15 protein-coding genes are annotated in these 15,634 nt (G+C 65.9%); 3 read left to right on the top strand and 12 right to left on the bottom strand.

Features of this window, described 5'->3' with window-relative positions:
* Positions 1-269: 269 nt before the first annotated feature.
* The 4 genes from ASE88_RS15520 to ASE88_RS15505 form a co-directional block, all read right to left on the bottom strand.
* Complete coding sequence (locus ASE88_RS15520; protein WP_055877279.1) at positions 270-659, bottom strand: reverse transcriptase-like protein; 390 nt, start codon at positions 657-659, stop codon at positions 270-272.
* Positions 656-1,804 carry a YihY/virulence factor BrkB family protein gene (locus tag ASE88_RS15515; RefSeq protein WP_235527960.1) on the bottom strand — a complete coding sequence of 383 codons (1,149 nt, stop codon included), beginning with the start codon at positions 1,802-1,804 and terminating at the stop codon, positions 656-658. Before ASE88_RS15515 ends, ASE88_RS15520 begins: the two co-directional genes overlap by 4 nt.
* A 136-nt stretch (positions 1,805-1,940) precedes the next feature.
* A complete protein-coding gene (locus ASE88_RS15510) occupies positions 1,941-4,439 on the bottom strand; it encodes an ABC transporter permease (RefSeq protein ID WP_056479205.1) in 2,499 nt (832 codons plus the stop codon).
* Positions 4,436-5,134 carry an ABC transporter ATP-binding protein gene (locus ASE88_RS15505; protein WP_055877285.1) on the bottom strand — a complete coding sequence of 233 codons (699 nt, stop codon included), beginning with the start codon at positions 5,132-5,134 and terminating at the stop codon, positions 4,436-4,438. Before ASE88_RS15505 ends, ASE88_RS15510 begins: the two co-directional genes overlap by 4 nt.
* 133 nt (positions 5,135-5,267) lie before the next feature.
* On the opposite strand from ASE88_RS15505, the gene ASE88_RS15500 reads away from it, so the two are divergent.
* Positions 5,268-5,876 (top strand): arylesterase, encoded by a 609-nt coding sequence (locus ASE88_RS15500; RefSeq protein ID WP_156357041.1) that lies wholly within the window; start codon positions 5,268-5,270, stop codon positions 5,874-5,876.
* Here the strand turns inward: ASE88_RS15500 and ASE88_RS15495 are convergent.
* The 5 genes from ASE88_RS15495 to ASE88_RS15475 form a co-directional block, all read right to left on the bottom strand.
* The gene (locus ASE88_RS15495; RefSeq protein ID WP_056479199.1) at positions 5,873-6,322 is read right to left on the bottom strand and encodes a MaoC family dehydratase; all 450 of its coding nucleotides are present in this window, start codon (positions 6,320-6,322) and stop codon (positions 5,873-5,875) included. The genes ASE88_RS15500 and ASE88_RS15495 overlap by 4 nt on opposite strands.
* On the bottom strand, positions 6,322-8,160 hold the full coding sequence (locus ASE88_RS15490; RefSeq protein WP_056479195.1) for an acetyl/propionyl/methylcrotonyl-CoA carboxylase subunit alpha: 1,839 nt from the start codon (positions 8,158-8,160) through the stop codon (positions 6,322-6,324). Before ASE88_RS15490 ends, ASE88_RS15495 begins: the two co-directional genes overlap by 1 nt.
* Positions 8,161-8,319: 159 nt before the next feature.
* On the bottom strand, positions 8,320-8,802 hold the full coding sequence (locus ASE88_RS15485) for a nuclear transport factor 2 family protein (protein ID WP_056479192.1): 483 nt from the start codon (positions 8,800-8,802) through the stop codon (positions 8,320-8,322).
* A 4-nt stretch (positions 8,803-8,806) separates the two neighbouring features.
* A complete protein-coding gene (locus tag ASE88_RS15480) occupies positions 8,807-10,408 on the bottom strand; it encodes a carboxyl transferase domain-containing protein (RefSeq protein ID WP_056479189.1) in 1,602 nt (533 codons plus the stop codon).
* 148 nt (positions 10,409-10,556) lie between these two features.
* Complete coding sequence (locus tag ASE88_RS15475; RefSeq protein WP_056479186.1) at positions 10,557-11,723, bottom strand: isovaleryl-CoA dehydrogenase; 1,167 nt, start codon at positions 11,721-11,723, stop codon at positions 10,557-10,559.
* Between the two features lie 165 nt (positions 11,724-11,888).
* On the opposite strand from ASE88_RS15475, the gene ASE88_RS15470 reads away from it, so the two are divergent.
* Positions 11,889-12,617: a Crp/Fnr family transcriptional regulator gene (locus tag ASE88_RS15470; protein WP_162233424.1), complete on the top strand. Its 729-nt coding sequence runs from the start codon at positions 11,889-11,891 to the stop codon at positions 12,615-12,617.
* Between the two features lie 43 nt (positions 12,618-12,660).
* Here the strand turns inward: ASE88_RS15470 and ASE88_RS15465 are convergent, their stop codons facing one another.
* The 3 genes from ASE88_RS15465 to ASE88_RS15455 all read right to left on the bottom strand — a co-directional run bounded on the left by ASE88_RS15465 (position 12,661) and on the right by ASE88_RS15455 (position 14,824).
* Complete coding sequence (locus ASE88_RS15465) at positions 12,661-12,996, bottom strand: hypothetical protein (RefSeq protein WP_055878679.1); 336 nt, start codon at positions 12,994-12,996, stop codon at positions 12,661-12,663.
* 89 nt (positions 12,997-13,085) lie between these two features.
* Positions 13,086-13,901: a transglutaminase-like domain-containing protein gene (locus ASE88_RS15460; protein WP_055877312.1), complete on the bottom strand. Its 816-nt coding sequence runs from the start codon at positions 13,899-13,901 to the stop codon at positions 13,086-13,088.
* 14 nt (positions 13,902-13,915) lie between these two features.
* Complete coding sequence (locus ASE88_RS15455; protein ID WP_056479183.1) at positions 13,916-14,824, bottom strand: transglutaminase family protein; 909 nt, start codon at positions 14,822-14,824, stop codon at positions 13,916-13,918.
* 16 nt (positions 14,825-14,840) lie between these two features.
* Between ASE88_RS15455 and ASE88_RS15450 the strand changes: the two genes are divergently transcribed.
* Positions 14,841-15,629 (top strand): N-formylglutamate amidohydrolase, encoded by a 789-nt coding sequence (locus ASE88_RS15450; RefSeq protein ID WP_056479180.1) that lies wholly within the window; start codon positions 14,841-14,843, stop codon positions 15,627-15,629.
* Positions 15,630-15,634 lie beyond the last annotated feature (5 nt).

The raw sequence follows: 15,634 nt of genomic DNA, 5'->3' as shown, positions 1-15,634 counted from the left end.
CCGCCCACATGTCCCTTCATCTAAACCTACAATGTCAAAGAGCCGACAAAAATACCGACACTCACATAACCTCCCTTTCGAGAAGCTTGGAGCATCTGGTTTTTTGCGACCGCAACAACCAAACCATGTGGCCGTTCGCTGCGGTGACACCCCTCTAGGACCACCCCGCAAACCCGTCAAACGCTTTTTTACAGTCCCGTGGCAGTTTTTGGATTTCTGGCGCCACAGCACGCCCCAGACATCGCCCTCGTGCACCTACGGGCACCATGTCAGCGCGGATGGAGCTTCGCCAACGCGATACCGGCAAGGTTCTGTGCCCGCCCGATGTAACGTATGCGAACCGTGTCGAAGTCGCTTAGCCGGTCGACAAGTCGTTGACGGTGCGCAGCCAGGCTTGCGCTGCGACATGGCGCGAGCCCGTTCGCTTGCGTGACGACCAACGTCGAATCGCCGAGCAATATGATATTACGCTCGCCGTGGCGCTGGGCAATTTCAACAGCGTAGAGCGCGGCAAGCCATTCCGCGTCGCTGTTCGTTCCCTCACCGAGGTCGTGCCGATAATGCGCGTGTCCTCTAAGGACGACCGCACACTCCATCAGTCCAGGGTTTGGCCTGCAGCCGCCGTCAAAAAAAAGCTTGGTGCGCCGCAACGGCCTCATGGGTTTGTGTTCGCCGCATTTGGATTCTGCGACGAACGCGGATCACGCTTATGCCAAGCCAATGCCGTGCTGAGGCCGAGCATGACAAGACCCGCGGCCGATGAGCCACGTCGCACCAACCGCAGCCCCCCGAGCGCCAGAAGGGATGCGGGGATGCCGACCTGAAGCCCTACGATCGCAGTGCCCGTTGTTGCGACGATCGCGCCGGCGCTTCTCGGTTGCGGGGACGCCACATCCGGCTTTTCGGACATGGCCCAGTCGGCGACCGCCGCGCCACGCTCGCCAAGCGGCTTGTCCCCGCCGACCGTCGTATCGCAGTCGGTCTCGCGTTCGAGTTCGGCGTTCAATTCTGCACCGAGCAGAAAGACATACGCTGAAAGCCATAGCCAGGTCAGCAGCACGATGACCGCGCTCAACGATCCGTAGGTCGCACCGTAATTGCCGAACCGCGACACATAAACGCCAAAGCCGACCGTAGCGGCCAGCCAAATCGCGGTCGCCGCCAGTGATCCGGGCGTCAGCCACCTCCATTTCGCCGCCGTGCGGTCCGGGCCAAACCGATAAAGGCACGCCGCCGCAGTGATCCCCAGCGCAGCCAGCACGCTATAGCTGACGATCCGGATCGCCACGAGCAGGACGGCCGGTGCACCTGGGATCAGCCCGTCGAGCAGTGCGAAAGCAGCCATTGACACAACGGCAGCCAAGGCAAGTCCCACCGCGCCAAGGGTAATCGTAAACGCAAGCACGTTGATCGTGACGAATCCGCGCGTCTCGCGCTGCTCATAGGCGATATTCAGCGCGGTGACGATCGAGGATGCGCCCTTCGTACCGCCGTACAAGGCGATCCCCAACGCCACGATGAGACCGAAACCCTTCTTGCCTTCCGACGTGCCGACCACCGTCGTCAGCTGATCGCCGATCACGCGCGCTGCATCGTCGGGCAACACGTCGAACAAGCCGCGAATGTTGGCCACGATCGTGGCGGTATCGGCAACGAGACCGTAGATCAGGACGATCGATGCGAGCAAGGGTACGATCGCTGCGAATCCGTAAAACGCCGTACCCGCTGCGATCAGGCCGATATTGTCGTCACTCGCCTCGGCCCAGGTGCGCTTCAGGACGCTCAGCCACTCGCGTGCCGACATCGTCCATGGGCTGGTTGCCCTGTGCTCAATAGCGTCCATGTCTGCCAGCGTCTTGCCCCTCGGGATCGGTTGATGAGGAGATGCCCTCGCGCTCGCTTAACGCGGCGCGCGCCAAAACGTGCCGGAGGTGGCCAGCCTATAGCTGTCGCAAAGCCTCTGCAGGACGTGCACCGAGAATGGGCCATGCGCCCGCCAACCCGATCGCCATCGTCAGCGTAGCTCCACCGATCAACGTCGCGACGACGGTCGCGTAATCCGGGAGCCATTGGAACATGAACAGCTGCGTCACGACATACCATGCCCCGCCGAGACCGAGCAATAAGGCGAGCAGCGACAGAATGATGCTCAAAATCGCATATTCGAGCGCTTGAACCGCCAGTACCTGCCACCGGGTCGCGCCAAGCGTGCGCAGGATCACCCCATCATAGGTCCGCGCCTCCCGCGCTGCAGCGATCGCGCCGATCAGGACGGCTATCCCGGCGAGGATCGCGACCGAGGCCGCCGCGGTGATCGCGGTCGCCATCTGCGCCACGATCGTCCGGACCTGACCCAGCACACCGCGCACCTCGATCACCGATACGGACGGAAAGCGAGGGAGCAGAGCACGCATTACGTGCGACTCTTGGCCCGGCGCCAGATCGATGGTCGCTGCCAAATTATGCGGCGCATCCGCAATAGCGTTGGGCGAGAACACCATGACGAAATTGAACCCCAGCGTGTCCCAACTGATCCGACGAAATGACGCGATCGTCGCCGTCCGCTCGACCCCCAGCAGGCTGTAGCTGAGCGGATCGCCGATCTTGAGATCGAGCGCCCTCGCCAACCGCTCGTCGATCGACACCAGCGGCGGCCCGCGATAATCGCGCGGCCACCATGCCCCCGTCGTCAGCGTGCTCCCCTCGGGCAGAGTCGCTGCATAGGTGAGCCCGCGCTCACCCCTTAATGCCCAGGCACCCTCGGGCAAGGTCTTCAAGTCGGCGACGCGCACGCGCCGGTAGCCGGTGATTGTACCGCGCATTGCGGGCACGGTCCGAACCGCGGCATGACGCGCGACACCGGCGATCACGTGGCGGAACTCCGTCTCACGATCGGGGGGCACGTCGAGCGCAAACAGCGCCGGCGCACGCTGCGGCACCGTCCGCGCGATATTCGCCTCGATGCTCGTGCGGATGGCAGCAAGCAGCACGAAAAGGGTCAGGCCGAGTCCAAGCGCGACGACAAGCGTTCCGGTTCGTGATCCAGGCCGATGCAATCCAGCGATCGCCAGCCGCAGCACCGGCCGTCGCGATCGCGGTAGCAAAGCCGCCCCACGCCGTACGGCCCATCCAAAACCGGCCAATATCATCAACACGCCCGCGACCGCGGCGAGAAAGCCCGCGCTTAAACCTGGCTGTTCCGCGGTCGACAACGCCAGGCCGATGATCACGAACGCTGCGGCCGCAACCCAGGGAAGCGTCATACGTCGCGGCACATTCCGGTCACCCGACACACTGCGCAATAGCCCCGCCGCCGGAATATGTCCCGCTTCGATCAGCGGCGGTGCGGTAAAGGCGAGCGCGATCAACATCCCGTAAGCCGCGGCGAGCGCAAGCGGCGCGGCTTGGATGGCAAACTGTGGCGCGACTGGCAGAGCGTTGCCAGCAAGCCAAATAATCGCCGGCACCGTCGCCACGCCCGCGATCAGGCCACCGACGATGCCGAGCCCTGCAACGACTGCGACCTGGAGGATATATATCCGGGCGACGATCGACGAGGTTGCGCCGAGGACTTTCAGCGCGGCGATGCTGCCGCGGCGCGCGGCGAGATAAGACGATACGCCATTGCCCACGCCAATCCCGGCGATGACGAGCGCGGACAGGCCCACCAGAAGCAGAAACTGTCCCATGCGGTCAACGAACCGGTCGGCGCCGGGCGCGGCGCGATCGCGTGTCTTGGCTTCCCAGCCACCGGTCGGGAACGCAGCCTTGAATCGCGCGACCATCGCGGCCGGTGAAGCGCCTGTCGGGATTCGGACGCGATATTTGCTTTCGTAAAGGCTGCCGGGCTGGACAAGCGCCGTACGCGAAATTCCCGCGAGCGAGACGATCGCGACGGGACCAAGCGTGAACCCTTCGCCCAATCGGTCAGGTTCGACCGCGATGATCCCGCCGACCGTGAACATGGCCGTTCCCAGCCTAAGCTGGGCGCCGGGCGCGACCCCCAGGCGATCGGCCAGGGCCGGCACGACCAGAACTGTCTTTGCGTCGAGCGCTTTGGCCGTCACGCCGCGCCGCAGCATGAGCGCGCCGTAGAGCGGATAGGCCGCATCGACGCCCTTTAACTCGATCGGCACGCCATCGGTGCCGCGCACCGCCATTGCCTGCATCCGAATGGATTCAGACACCGCGCCTAGGCGTCCGAGGGCAGCGCGTTCATCCGGCGTCGCGACGCGCTGGGACACGGCCAATTCGATGTCGCCGCCCAGGATAGTGCTGCCCCGCGCGGCAAGCTCGCGGTCGATCGATTGCGTCAAGCTGCCGATCGCGGCGAGGGTGCCGACCCCGAGTAACAGGCAGGCGAGCAACAGGCGCAGCCCGCGAAACCGCAGATCGAGTTCGCGCCGCGCAAGCCGCCACGCGAGCCGCCATTCGCTCATCGCAGGCGATCCGCTACGATCCGACCATCGCCCAGCTCGACGATCCTGTCGCACCGCGCTGCCAACAGTGGATCGTGCGTAATGATGATCAACGTCGCGCCGGTCGCAGCGCGACGATCGAAGAGCAGGTCCATGATCGACGCTCCCGTCGTGGCGTCGAGGTTGCCGGTCGGTTCGTCGGCGAAGACCAGATCGGGGCGCGGCCCGAGCGCGCGCGCGATCGCCACGCGTTGTTGCTCACCACCCGACAGTTGCGTCGGATAATGCGTGAGACGGTGTGCGAGGCCAACCGCCCCGAGTTCGGCCTCGGCGCGTTCGAAGGCATCGGACATCCCCGCGAGTTCCATCGGCACCGCAACATTCTCAAGCGCGGTCATCGTCGGCAACAGATGGAAGGCCTGCAGGACGATGCCGATCCGTCCGCGTCTGGCTCGCGCCAAGCCATCTTCGTCGAGCGTACCAAAATCGAGGCCGGCAACGTGTACCTGCCCGCCGCCCGCGCGTTCGAGCCCGGACAGCACCGCCATCAGCGACGACTTGCCCGAACCAGACGGACCGAGCAGCGCGACGCTCGTGCCGCGAATGACGTCGAGATCGATGCGCTTGAGTATTTCGGTCGCAGCGCTGGCGGTACCCAGCGTCAGCGTGACATCGCGGACAGAGATCACCATATCGGCGGAAGCGGGTTCGGACATGGAGACCAGTATTTTGGAGAAACAGACGCGGCGCTGGCCTCTTTATGGGGGCGCTCTCGCGCTTCTCCAAGCGGCGGCTCTGGCCGGGTGCGATCGGGTCGCGGAAGCCCCTGCCCCGGCGCCCACGACGAATATGCTCGCGCCGGTCGCGGCGACGCCCGCCCCAAGCGGGCCGAGCCGGCTGATCCTGGCGTTCGGCGATAGTCTGTATGCAGGCTATGGGCTCGATCGCGGGCAGAGTTTGCCGGATGCGGTGCAGGCGCAGCTACGGCGCGACGGGATCAATGCGACGATCGTCAACGCAGGCGTCTCGGGCGATACGAGCGCGGCGGGGCGGCAGCGGTTTGCGTTCGCGCTGAACAACCTGCCGCGCAAGCCCGACCTCGTGCTGATCGGGCTCGGCGGCAATGATGTCCTGCGACAGATTGCACCGGCCGAGACGCGCGCGAACATGACGGCGATGCTCGACGAGGCGAAGCGGCGCGGGATCCCGGTGCTGCTGACGGGCATGATGGCGCCGCCCAATCTGGGACCGGACTTCGCCAGTCAGTTCAGCACGATCTGGCCGGACCTGGCCAAGCGGTATGACGCCACGCTCTATCCGTTCATCCTGGACGGGGTGATCGGCAATGCGCAGCTGATGCAAGCGGACCATGTCCACCCCAATCGCGGCGGCGTCACCAAGATCGCGGCAAAGGTCACGCCGGTGGTCGAGACGGCGCTGGGCAAGGCGGCCCCCTAACCCCGGCGCTTGAGCAGTGCCGTCCGCAGGCATTGGCAGACGATCTCGTCGCGCTGGTTGATCAGACGGTGCGTGAAAGTGACGATGCCCGCCTCGGGACGCGACTTGCTCGGTTTGAGGTCGGTGACCTCGGTCTCGGCGCGCATCGTGTCGCCGATGAAGACGGGTTTGGGATGGACCAGCTTGTCGTAGCCGAGGTTCGCGACCAGCGTGCCGAGCGTCGTCTCGCCGACCGACAGCCCGACCATCAGCGCGAAGGTGAAGGTTCCGTTGACCAGAATCCGGCCGAACTCGCTCGCCTTCGCCGCCTCGACATCGAGGTGGAGCGGCTGCGGGTTGTGAGTCATCGTCGAGAACAGGAGATTGTCGGTCTCGGTCACCGTACGACGGATCTCGTGGTCGATCCGGTCGCCGATGGTCCAGTCGTCGTAATAGCGGCCGGCCATCAGCTATCCTTCTCGATGCGCACGAGCATGGTGCCCTCGGTCACTTGGCCGCCCTCGACGGCAGTCAGGTCGGCGACGGTGCCGTCGAACGGGGCGGTCAGGGAGTGTTCCATCTTCATCGCCTCGAGCGTGACGAGCTTCTGACCCTTGATGACGCTATCGCCCGCCGCGACGTCGACCGCGATGATCCGGCCCGGCATGGGGGACAAGATCGCACCGTCCGCCGCTGCGCCCGCCGCTACGCCGGACGCGCGCCAAGGCCTCAACTGCCACGTCTGACCCGCTTCGGAGATGAGGACATCCTCGAACGCGGGCGTGGTTCCGCCCTGTCCGTCGAGCTCGACCTCGACCGGTTCGCCGTCCAGCAGGAACGTCGCGCTGCGGCGGGGGGCGGCGTTGAGGCGGAAGCCGGCGATCGGATCGGTCGAGACGAGCGCGCCCGCGGCCTCCGCCAAAGCCTCTTCGGTCGGATGCGTCGGCGGCATGAGCCTGTCGACTTCGCGCGCGATCAGACCGGTGTCGAGCGTGCCTGCGACGAAGTCGGGGTGGTCGAGCGCTTCGACGAGGAACCCGGCGTTCGAGCGGACCGGCCAGACGACCGCGCCGTCGAGCGCCTCCGCCAGCGCTTCGCGCGCGGTCTCGCGATCTTGCCCCCAAGCGATCACCTTGGCGATCATCGGGTCGTAGAAGGGTGAGATTTCAGCCCCCTGCTCTACCCCGGTATCGACGCGTGCGCCGGTGCCGAGATCGAAGCGGTCGAGCATGCCGATCGAGGGCAGGAAACCCTTGGCGGGATCCTCTGCGTAGAGCCGTGCTTCCATCGCCCAGCCGTCGATGGCGAGGTCTTCCTGCCGCAACGGCAATGGCTCGCCGGAGGCAACGCGGAGCTGCCATTCGACGAGGTCCTGGCCGGTGATTTCCTCGGTGACCGGATGCTCGACCTGGAGCCGCGTGTTCATTTCCATGAACCAGATGCGGTCGGCGCGGAGGCCTTCGCTGGCGTCGGCGATGAACTCGATCGTGCCGGCGCCGACATAGTCGACCGCCTTGGCCGCCTTGACCGCGGCGGCGCAGATCGCTTCGCGGGTGGCGGCGTCCATACCCGGCGCAGGCGCTTCCTCGATCACCTTCTGGTGGCGGCGCTGGAGCGAACAGTCGCGCTCGAACAGGTGGACGACGTCGCCGTGACTGTCGCCGAAGACCTGCACCTCGATATGGCGGGGTGAGAGGATGTATTTCTCGATCAGGACGTCGGTGTTGCCGAACGACGAGGCCGCTTCGCGCTGGCACGAGACAAGCGCGTCGGCGAACTCTGCCGCGGTATCGACGCGGCGCATGCCCTTGCCGCCACCGCCGGCGACCGCCTTGATGAGGACCGGATAGCCGATCGCGTCCGCCTCGGCCTTGAGACGTTCGGGGGACTGGTCCTCGCCGAGATAGCCGGGGGTGACGGGGACGCCGGCGGCGATCATCCGCTGCTTCGCGGCGTCCTTCAGCCCCATCGCGCGGATGCTGTCGGGGTTCGGGCCGACCCAGATCAGTCCAGCGTCGAGCACGGCTTGCGCGAAGTCGGCATTCTCCGACAGGAAGCCGTAGCCGGGGTGGATCGCCTCGGTGCCGGTCGCCAGCGCGGCGGCGATGATGCGGTCGCCGACAAGGTAGCTTTCGCGCGCCGGGGACGCGCCGATATGGACGGCTTCGTCGGCCTGGCGGACGTGAAGCGCGTTCGCGTCGGCGTCCGAATAGACCGCGACGGTGCGGATGCCGAGGCTGCGCGCGGTGCGGATGATGCGGCAGGCGATCTCGCCGCGGTTGGCGATCAGGAGCGACTCGATCATCGATTGAGCCGAGTGAAGTTCACAAAGTTCACACGCTCGCGCGATGCGCACTTCGCGCAAGGGTATGCCTTGCGAGCGTCACTATCGGTGGTCAGGATCGATGCTATCGTCATGGCAATCCCCGCATAAGCCGATCCGGTCGATGTAGGACAGGCCATATCAGTTCGCGCAGCCGGTGGTGCGCTTCGACCAGGTGATGTTGGCGATCTTCCAGCGGCCCGCGTCGCGGACCATGTCGAAGTGATCCGTCCCGCAATGCGCGACCTTGCCGTCGATCGTGAAGACATAGGGCGACCAGACCATCGCGATGTCGCCGTCGATATCGACCGCGAGATCGGTCAGGCGTTCGGCGTAGCGCTCCGGGCCGGGTTTGATCGACGCCGCGAATTCGGGCCAGCTCGTGCGGCGCACGCTGCGCGTGCCGTCGGGCTTTTCCTCGGCGACGGTGGCGCCGCCGTCGGGACGGACCTGCGCGAGGATCGCCTGGCCGTCGCGCGCGGCAAGCGCGGCGAAGAGCGCATCGATCGGGACCATCACGCCGGCGTCTTCGGTCATGGGTCCGGGCGGCAGGCCGGTGCCCTTGACGATCGGCTGGACCGGGGTGACCTGCCCGGCGGCAAGAAGAAGTGACAGCAGGATCATCGGGTTACATCCGGAACACGCCGAACGCGGGGCGTTCGGGGATGGGGGCGTTGAGCGTCGCGGCGAAGGCGAGGCCCAGGACGTCGCGGGTCTGTGCAGGATCGATGATGCCGTCGTCCCACAGCCGCGCGGTCGCGTACCAGGGATTGCCCTCGTCCTCGTATTTCTGACGGACGGGGGCCTTGAACGCTTCGGCCTGTTCGGGCGTCCAGCCATCCGCGTCGCGGTGGACGGTCGCGAGCACTGACGCCGCCTGTTCGCCGCCCATCACGCTGATCCGGCTGTTGGGCCAGGTGAACAGGAAGCGGGGTGAGTAAGCGCGACCGCACATCCCGTAATTGCCCGCGCCGAAGCTGCCGCCGATCAGCACGGTGATCTTCGGCACGGTCGCGGTGGCGACCGCGGTGACGAGCTTTGCGCCATGTTTCGCAATGCCTTCCGCCTCATACTTGCCACCGACCATGAAGCCCGAAATGTTTTGGAGGAAGAGCAGCGGGATCTTGCGCTGGCAGGCGAGTTCGATGAAGTGCGCGCCCTTCTGCGCGCTTTCGCTGAACAGCACGCCGTTGTTGGCGAGGATCGCGACGGGGATGCCCCAGATATGCGCGAACCCGCAGACGAGGCTGGTGCCGTAGAGCGCCTTGAACTCGTGGAACGCGCTGCCGTCGACCAGCCGCGCGATGACCTCGTGGACGTCGTAGGGCGCGCGGACGTCGCTCGGGACAATTCCGTACAGCTCCTCGGCGGCGAATTTGGGCGGTCTGGGCTGCTGGAGGTTCACCGCGGTCTGCGCCTGGGGTTGCAGCGTCGAGACGATATCGCGGACGATCGTCAACGCGTGGTCGTCATTCTCGGCGACGTGATCGACCACGCCCGACCGGCGGCCATGCGTATCGGCACCACCGAGTTCTTCCGCGGAGATGACTTCGCCGGTCGCGGCCTTCACGAGCGGGGGCCCTGCGAGGAAGATCGTCCCCTGCCCGCGGACGATGATCGTCTCGTCGGACATTGCGGGGACATAGGCGCCGCCGGCGGTGCAGCTGCCCATGACGCAAGCGATCTGCGGGATGCCGAGCGCGGACATCTGCGCCTGGTTGAAGAAGATGCGGCCGAAGTGATCGCGGTCGGGAAAGACCTCCGCCTGGTGCGGCAGGTTCGCGCCGCCGCTGTCGACAAGGTAGATGCAGGGAAGCCGGTTTTCCTGCGCGATTTCCTGCGCGCGCAGGTGTTTCTTGACGGTCAGTGGGAAGTAGGTGCCGCCCTTCACCGTCGCGTCGTTGCACAGGATCATGCACTGGCGACCGGACACGCGGCCGATGCCGGCGATGACGCCGGCGCCGGGGACCTCATCGTCGTAGAGGCCGTTGGCGACGAGCTGGCCAATTTCGAGGAACGGCGAACCGGGATCGAGGAGGCGTTCGACGCGGTCGCGGGGGAGGAGTTTGCCGCGGGATGTGTGGCGCTCGCGCGACTTGGGCGAACCGCCAAGCGCGGTGCGCGCGACGTCGTTGCGGAGGGTTTCGGCGAGCGCGCGGTTGTGCGCGGCGTTCGCACGGAAGGTCTCGCTGTCGGGGGAGAGTGCGGAGGTGAGGACGGGGGCGGTCACGCAAATCCTCCCCGGCACGGGGAGGGGGACCGTTCGTCCACTTGGGCGACGGGTGGAGGGGGGCTGCCACCAGCGTTACGTTCGGGGTGCGCCCCCTCCACCGCTGCGCGGTCCCCCTCCCCGTGCCGGGGAGGATTAGCAATCACGTTCACTGCGCCACCTTGGGGGCGGCACCGATCAGTTCGCGGCCGATCAGCATGCGGCGGATCTCGTTCGTGCCCGCACCGATGTCGAGCAGCTTGGCATCGCGCATGAAGCGTTCGACCGGCCAGTCCTTGGTGTACCCTGCCCCGCCGAGCGCCTGGATCGATTCGAGCGACACCTTCACCGCGCTCTCGCTCGCCAGCAGGATGGCCCCTGCCGCATCGAACCGCGTGGTCTTGCCCGCGTCGCACGACTTGGCCACCGCATAGACATAGGCGCGCGCCGAGCTGAGCGCGACGTACATGTCGGCGACCTTCGCCTGGATCAGCTGGAACTGGCCGATCGGCGTGCCGAACTGCTTGCGCTCGCGCACGTACGGGATCACCACGTCGAGGCACGCCTGCATGATCCCGAGCTGGATCCCGGCGAGCACCGCGCGCTCGTAGTCGAGCCCCGACATCAGCACGCCGACGCCGCCATTCTCGGGGCCCATGACGTTTTCGGCAGGCACGACGCAATCGTTGAAGACGAGTTCGGCGGTCGGCGATCCGCGCATCCCCATCTTGTCGATCTTCTGGCCGATCGAAAAGCCCGGCATGTCCTTCTCGATCAGGAACGCGGTGATCCCGCGCGAGCCCTCGCCGGTCTTGGCATAGACGACGAGCGTATCCGCGTACGTCGCGTTGGTGATCCAGAATTTGGTGCCGTTGAGCACGTAGCCCGTATCGGTCTTGACCGCCTTCAGCTTCATCGAGACGACGTCGGAGCCGGCGCCCGCCTCGGACATGGCGAGGCTGCCGACATGCTCGCCCGAGACGAGCTTGGGCAGATACTTGGCCTTCTGCGCAGGGCTGCCCCAGCGGCGGATCTGGTTGACGCACAGGTTCGAGTGCGCGCCGTAGCTGAGCCCGATCGACGCGGATGCGCGCGACACTTCCTCGACCGCGACGACGTGCTCGAGATAGCCGAGGCCGAGGCCGCCATATTCCTCCTCGACGGTGATGCCGTGGAGCCCGAGTTCGCCCATCGCCGGCCAGAGCTCGCGCGGGAACCAGTCGTCCGCATCGATCTTCGCGGCCAGCGGCGCGATCTTGTCCGCGGCGAACCGCTGCGTGCTCTCGCGGATCATGTCCGCCGATTCGCCCAGCGCGAAATCGAAATCGTTCAGCATGCCATCTCCGTGTCGCCTCGCTTGCCGAGGCTTGTTGCGCGGCGACTAGCACAGCGTTTCCTTGCGCGAAACCGGCGGAAAAGCGGTCCTCCCCCTTCCCGCTGCGCGATGTTCGTGCGAACGATATCCGTTCATGGGGTGTGGACGTAAGGCACGAAGATGCAATTGAGCGGTTTGATCGCGCGGCTAAGTCGACATCTCGACCTGACCGATGCGGAGCGGGAAGCGATCCTGCAGGCGGAAAAGGGCGAACGACGCCTAAAGGCCGGCGACGTACTGATGGCGGAAGGGGGCGAAAGCCATGCGCTGTACGTCGTCCGGCAGGGCTGGCTGCATTCGTCGACCAAACTGATCACGGGGGGCCGGCAGATCCTGCGGTTCCATTATGCGGGCGACCTGATCGGCACGTCGAGCATGGCGTGGTCGCAGGCGGCGGCGACGCTGACCGCGATCTCGGACTGCATCGTCATCGAGATGCCCAAGACCGCGCTCGGGCTGCTGTTCCGCGCGCAACCGCGGATCGCCGGGCTGCTCTATGCGATCGCCGCCGCGGAGAATGTCGCGATGAGCGACCGGCTGACGACGATCGGCCGGATGGGGGCGAGCGAACGGCTGTCCACGCTGCTGCTCGATATCATGGCGCGGCTGCGCGTGACCGCGGGCGGGATCGTCGACTCGTTCGACCTGCCGTTGACGCAGACCGATATCGGCGACGCGCTCGGGCTGACCAAGGTGCACGTCAACCGGACGATCCGCGCGCTGGAGAAGGCCGGGGTGATCGAACGGACCGGGCGCCGCGTCAAGATCGTCGACGAAGCGGCGCTGGTCGCGGCGACCGGCTTCACCGATCGCTATGGTGAGATCGAGACGGCGTGGTTGCCGCCTGCTGCATGACGGCGTGCCGACCCTCCCCCGGACGGGGAGGATGGTTGCGGCGTCAGGTGCGGTCGACGACGAACAGCGTGACGCGGTCGTATTTGATGTCGCCCGGGTTGAAGATCGCATCGGGGACGAACGGCCGGTCGGTGACCTCGATATCCTTCAGCCCCGCGAGCTTGAACGTCCCGAGCTTGATCTCTTTCGGCGGCTGGCCATCACGCTCGAGCGTGATCGCATCGACGAACACGTCGTCATGCTTGGTATAGAGGATGTGCGGGGCCAGCGTGCAGACCATCCGGTTGTAGGTCGCGGTAATGCATTTGCGCAGCGCGATCGCCTGCAGGAGCAGCGCGTTGGCATTGGCGGGGGCGGACTGGTCTGGGGTCGAGGTCATGTTGTGCATCGCAGCATAAATTGAAGGATCGGTGCCGTTAGGCCGAACGCGCTACAGGCGACAAGGGCTAACTTGCGGCGATACCCGGTTTAGCCCGCCGGCTCCACCTCGTCGGTGTGGACGTCGAACCCGACCAGACGCGCCGGACCGAAGCTGGTGGTCAGCGCGGTATCGGTCGCGTCGCGGCCGCGTGCCATCAGGATGCGGCCGATCCGCGGCCGGTTGTGACGCGCGTCGAGCGTGTGCCACGTGCCGCTCAGATACACGTCGAACCATGCGGAGAAATCCATCGGCGCGTCGACCGGCGGGATGCCGATGTCGCCGAGATAGCCGGTACAGTAGCGCGCCGGGATGTTCATGCAGCGGCACAGGGTGACGGCGAGATGCGCGAAATCGCGACAGACGCCCTGGCGTTCCTGATAGACGTCCCACGCGGTCTTGGTGGACCGCGCGAAATGATAGCCGAACTCGACATGATTGTGCGTGAAGTCGACGATCGCCTGGACGCGCTGCCAGCCCGCGGGAATGTGCCCGAACAGCGACCAGGCGGTCTCCGACAAGCGATCGGTCTCGCAATAGCGGCTGCCGAGCAGATAGATGATGATGTCGTCGGGGAGATCCTGCACCGCGTGTTGGACCGCGTCGGGCGAGACCGGATCGGGCAGGCCGCTATCCTCGATCGTGAAGTCGCACGACAGCGTCAGGCCGCCCTTCGGCACCGTGAAGCGCGTGCAGACGTTCCCGAACGCGTCGAGATAATCATAGGTCGGCACGTCGGGCCCCGCGGCGATCCGGTGCGGCGTCACGAAATCCTTGTTGCGCGACGGGTGCACGCTGAGCATCGCTAGCATCGGTGTCTCGACGTCGGTTTCGAAACGAATGTCATAGCCAGCGCGGATCAGCATCGATGTCCCCCTATTCAAGCTGTTAGCGATGTATGTTGCATGACCGTCTCATCCTCGTCGACGGTGATGTCGACCGACACTGTCATGTCGAGAAAGCTGCCGGGAAAGCCGCTCCAGGTGCCGGACACAGGGACCGCCTGGTAGATATCGCGGGCGACCGCGACGCGGATCAGCCCGCGGTTGCCGACGATGCCGTTGGTCGGATCGAACTCGACCCACCCCGAACCGGGGATATACACGCGGACCCAGGCATGCGTGCTGCCGCCGCCGGTGCGGCTCTCCCGCCGTGTCGGATTGTAGACATAGCCCGAGACGAACCGCGCCGCGAAACCGAGCGCGCGCACCGCCTCGATCATCAGCATTGCATAGTCGCGGCACGTGCCCTTGCGCCGCGCAAGCGTCTCGATCGGCGATTGCGTGCCCTTTTCGGGCCGCTGGACATAGGTGAACTCGCGTTTGATCGCCGCGGTCATTTCGGAGAGCATCGCGAGCGTATCGGTCTGCCCGCCAGGCGCGACGAAGCGCCGCGCCCAGGTGTCGATCTGGCGCAGCGGATCATGATGCTGGCGCTCGATCGAACGGAGTAGGTCGGGCATTTCCTCCGACGAATAGGTGAACGGATAAAAGCGCGCATAGCGTTCGATATCGACGTTCTGGAGTTCGGCGGGGCTGTGATCGAGCCGGACGCGGCTGTCGATCACGAGGTCCTTGGCGCGCTTGTCGAAGCTGGCGATCGCGACCGCATTGCCGAACACGTCGTGCAGCCAGCGCACGTCACAGGGCTCGGGTGTGATCGTGAGCTGCGTGTCGATCAGCCGCTGGTCGTAGCTTTCGCGCGGCCGAACCATGATCCGGTGCTCGCCGAACGCAACCGGTTGGCGATACGCGTATTTGGTTACATGAGAAAGCGTTAGAGATGGCATCGAGGATCCACGTCGCATGAACAGCACTGCCAGCCAATCGCTGCTTGGGACCGAAGATGCCGCACCGGTCATGGTGGTCAACCCCAAAGGCGCGTCATCGTTCCTGCTGATCGGCGATCATGCCGGAAATGCCGTACCGCAGGCGCTGGGGTCGCTGGGGCTGAGCGACACGGACCTGTCGCGGCATATCGGCTGGGACATCGGCGTTGGCGAGCTCGGCGCGCTGCTCGCGCAAAGGCTCGACGCGGTGTTCATCCGACAGACCTATTCGCGGCTGGTGATCGACTGCAACCGCAGCCCGAGCCAGCCCGATCTGATCGCCGAGGTCAGCGACGCGACGGTCGTGCCGGGCAACGCCGCGCTCGACGACGCGGCCCGCGCCGCGCGGTTTGCCGAGATCCATACGCCCTACCAGGCGGCGATCGCAGACGAGATCGCGCGGCGCGATGCGGCGGGCATGGCGACGGTGCTGGTCGCGCTGCACAGCTTCACGCCGGCGATGCAGGGCGCGCTGCGGGATCAGGACCGCCCCTGGCATATCGGCATCCTGCATGACGGCGGCGACACCGCGTTCGCGCATGCGCTGCTCGACGTGCTGCGCCAGGAGGCGGATCTGGTTGTCGGCGACAACCAGCCCTACCGGATGGACCTGATCGACTATACGATCCCGCGTCACGCCTATCCCGAACGGCGGCCATATGCCGAGATCGAGGTGCGGCAAGATCTGCTTGGCTCGACCGACGGGTGTTCGGCATGGGCCGACCGACTGGCACGCCTGCTGCCTGACGCGCTGGCCAAGGTCTAGCGCGG

It is taken from the genome of Sphingomonas sp. Leaf38, assembly GCF_001421825.1.
Taxonomy (GTDB): Bacteria; Pseudomonadota; Alphaproteobacteria; order Sphingomonadales; family Sphingomonadaceae; genus Sphingomonas.
Note: the sequence above shows the minus strand (reverse complement) of the source record. Positions and strands in the feature narration are given on the sequence as shown.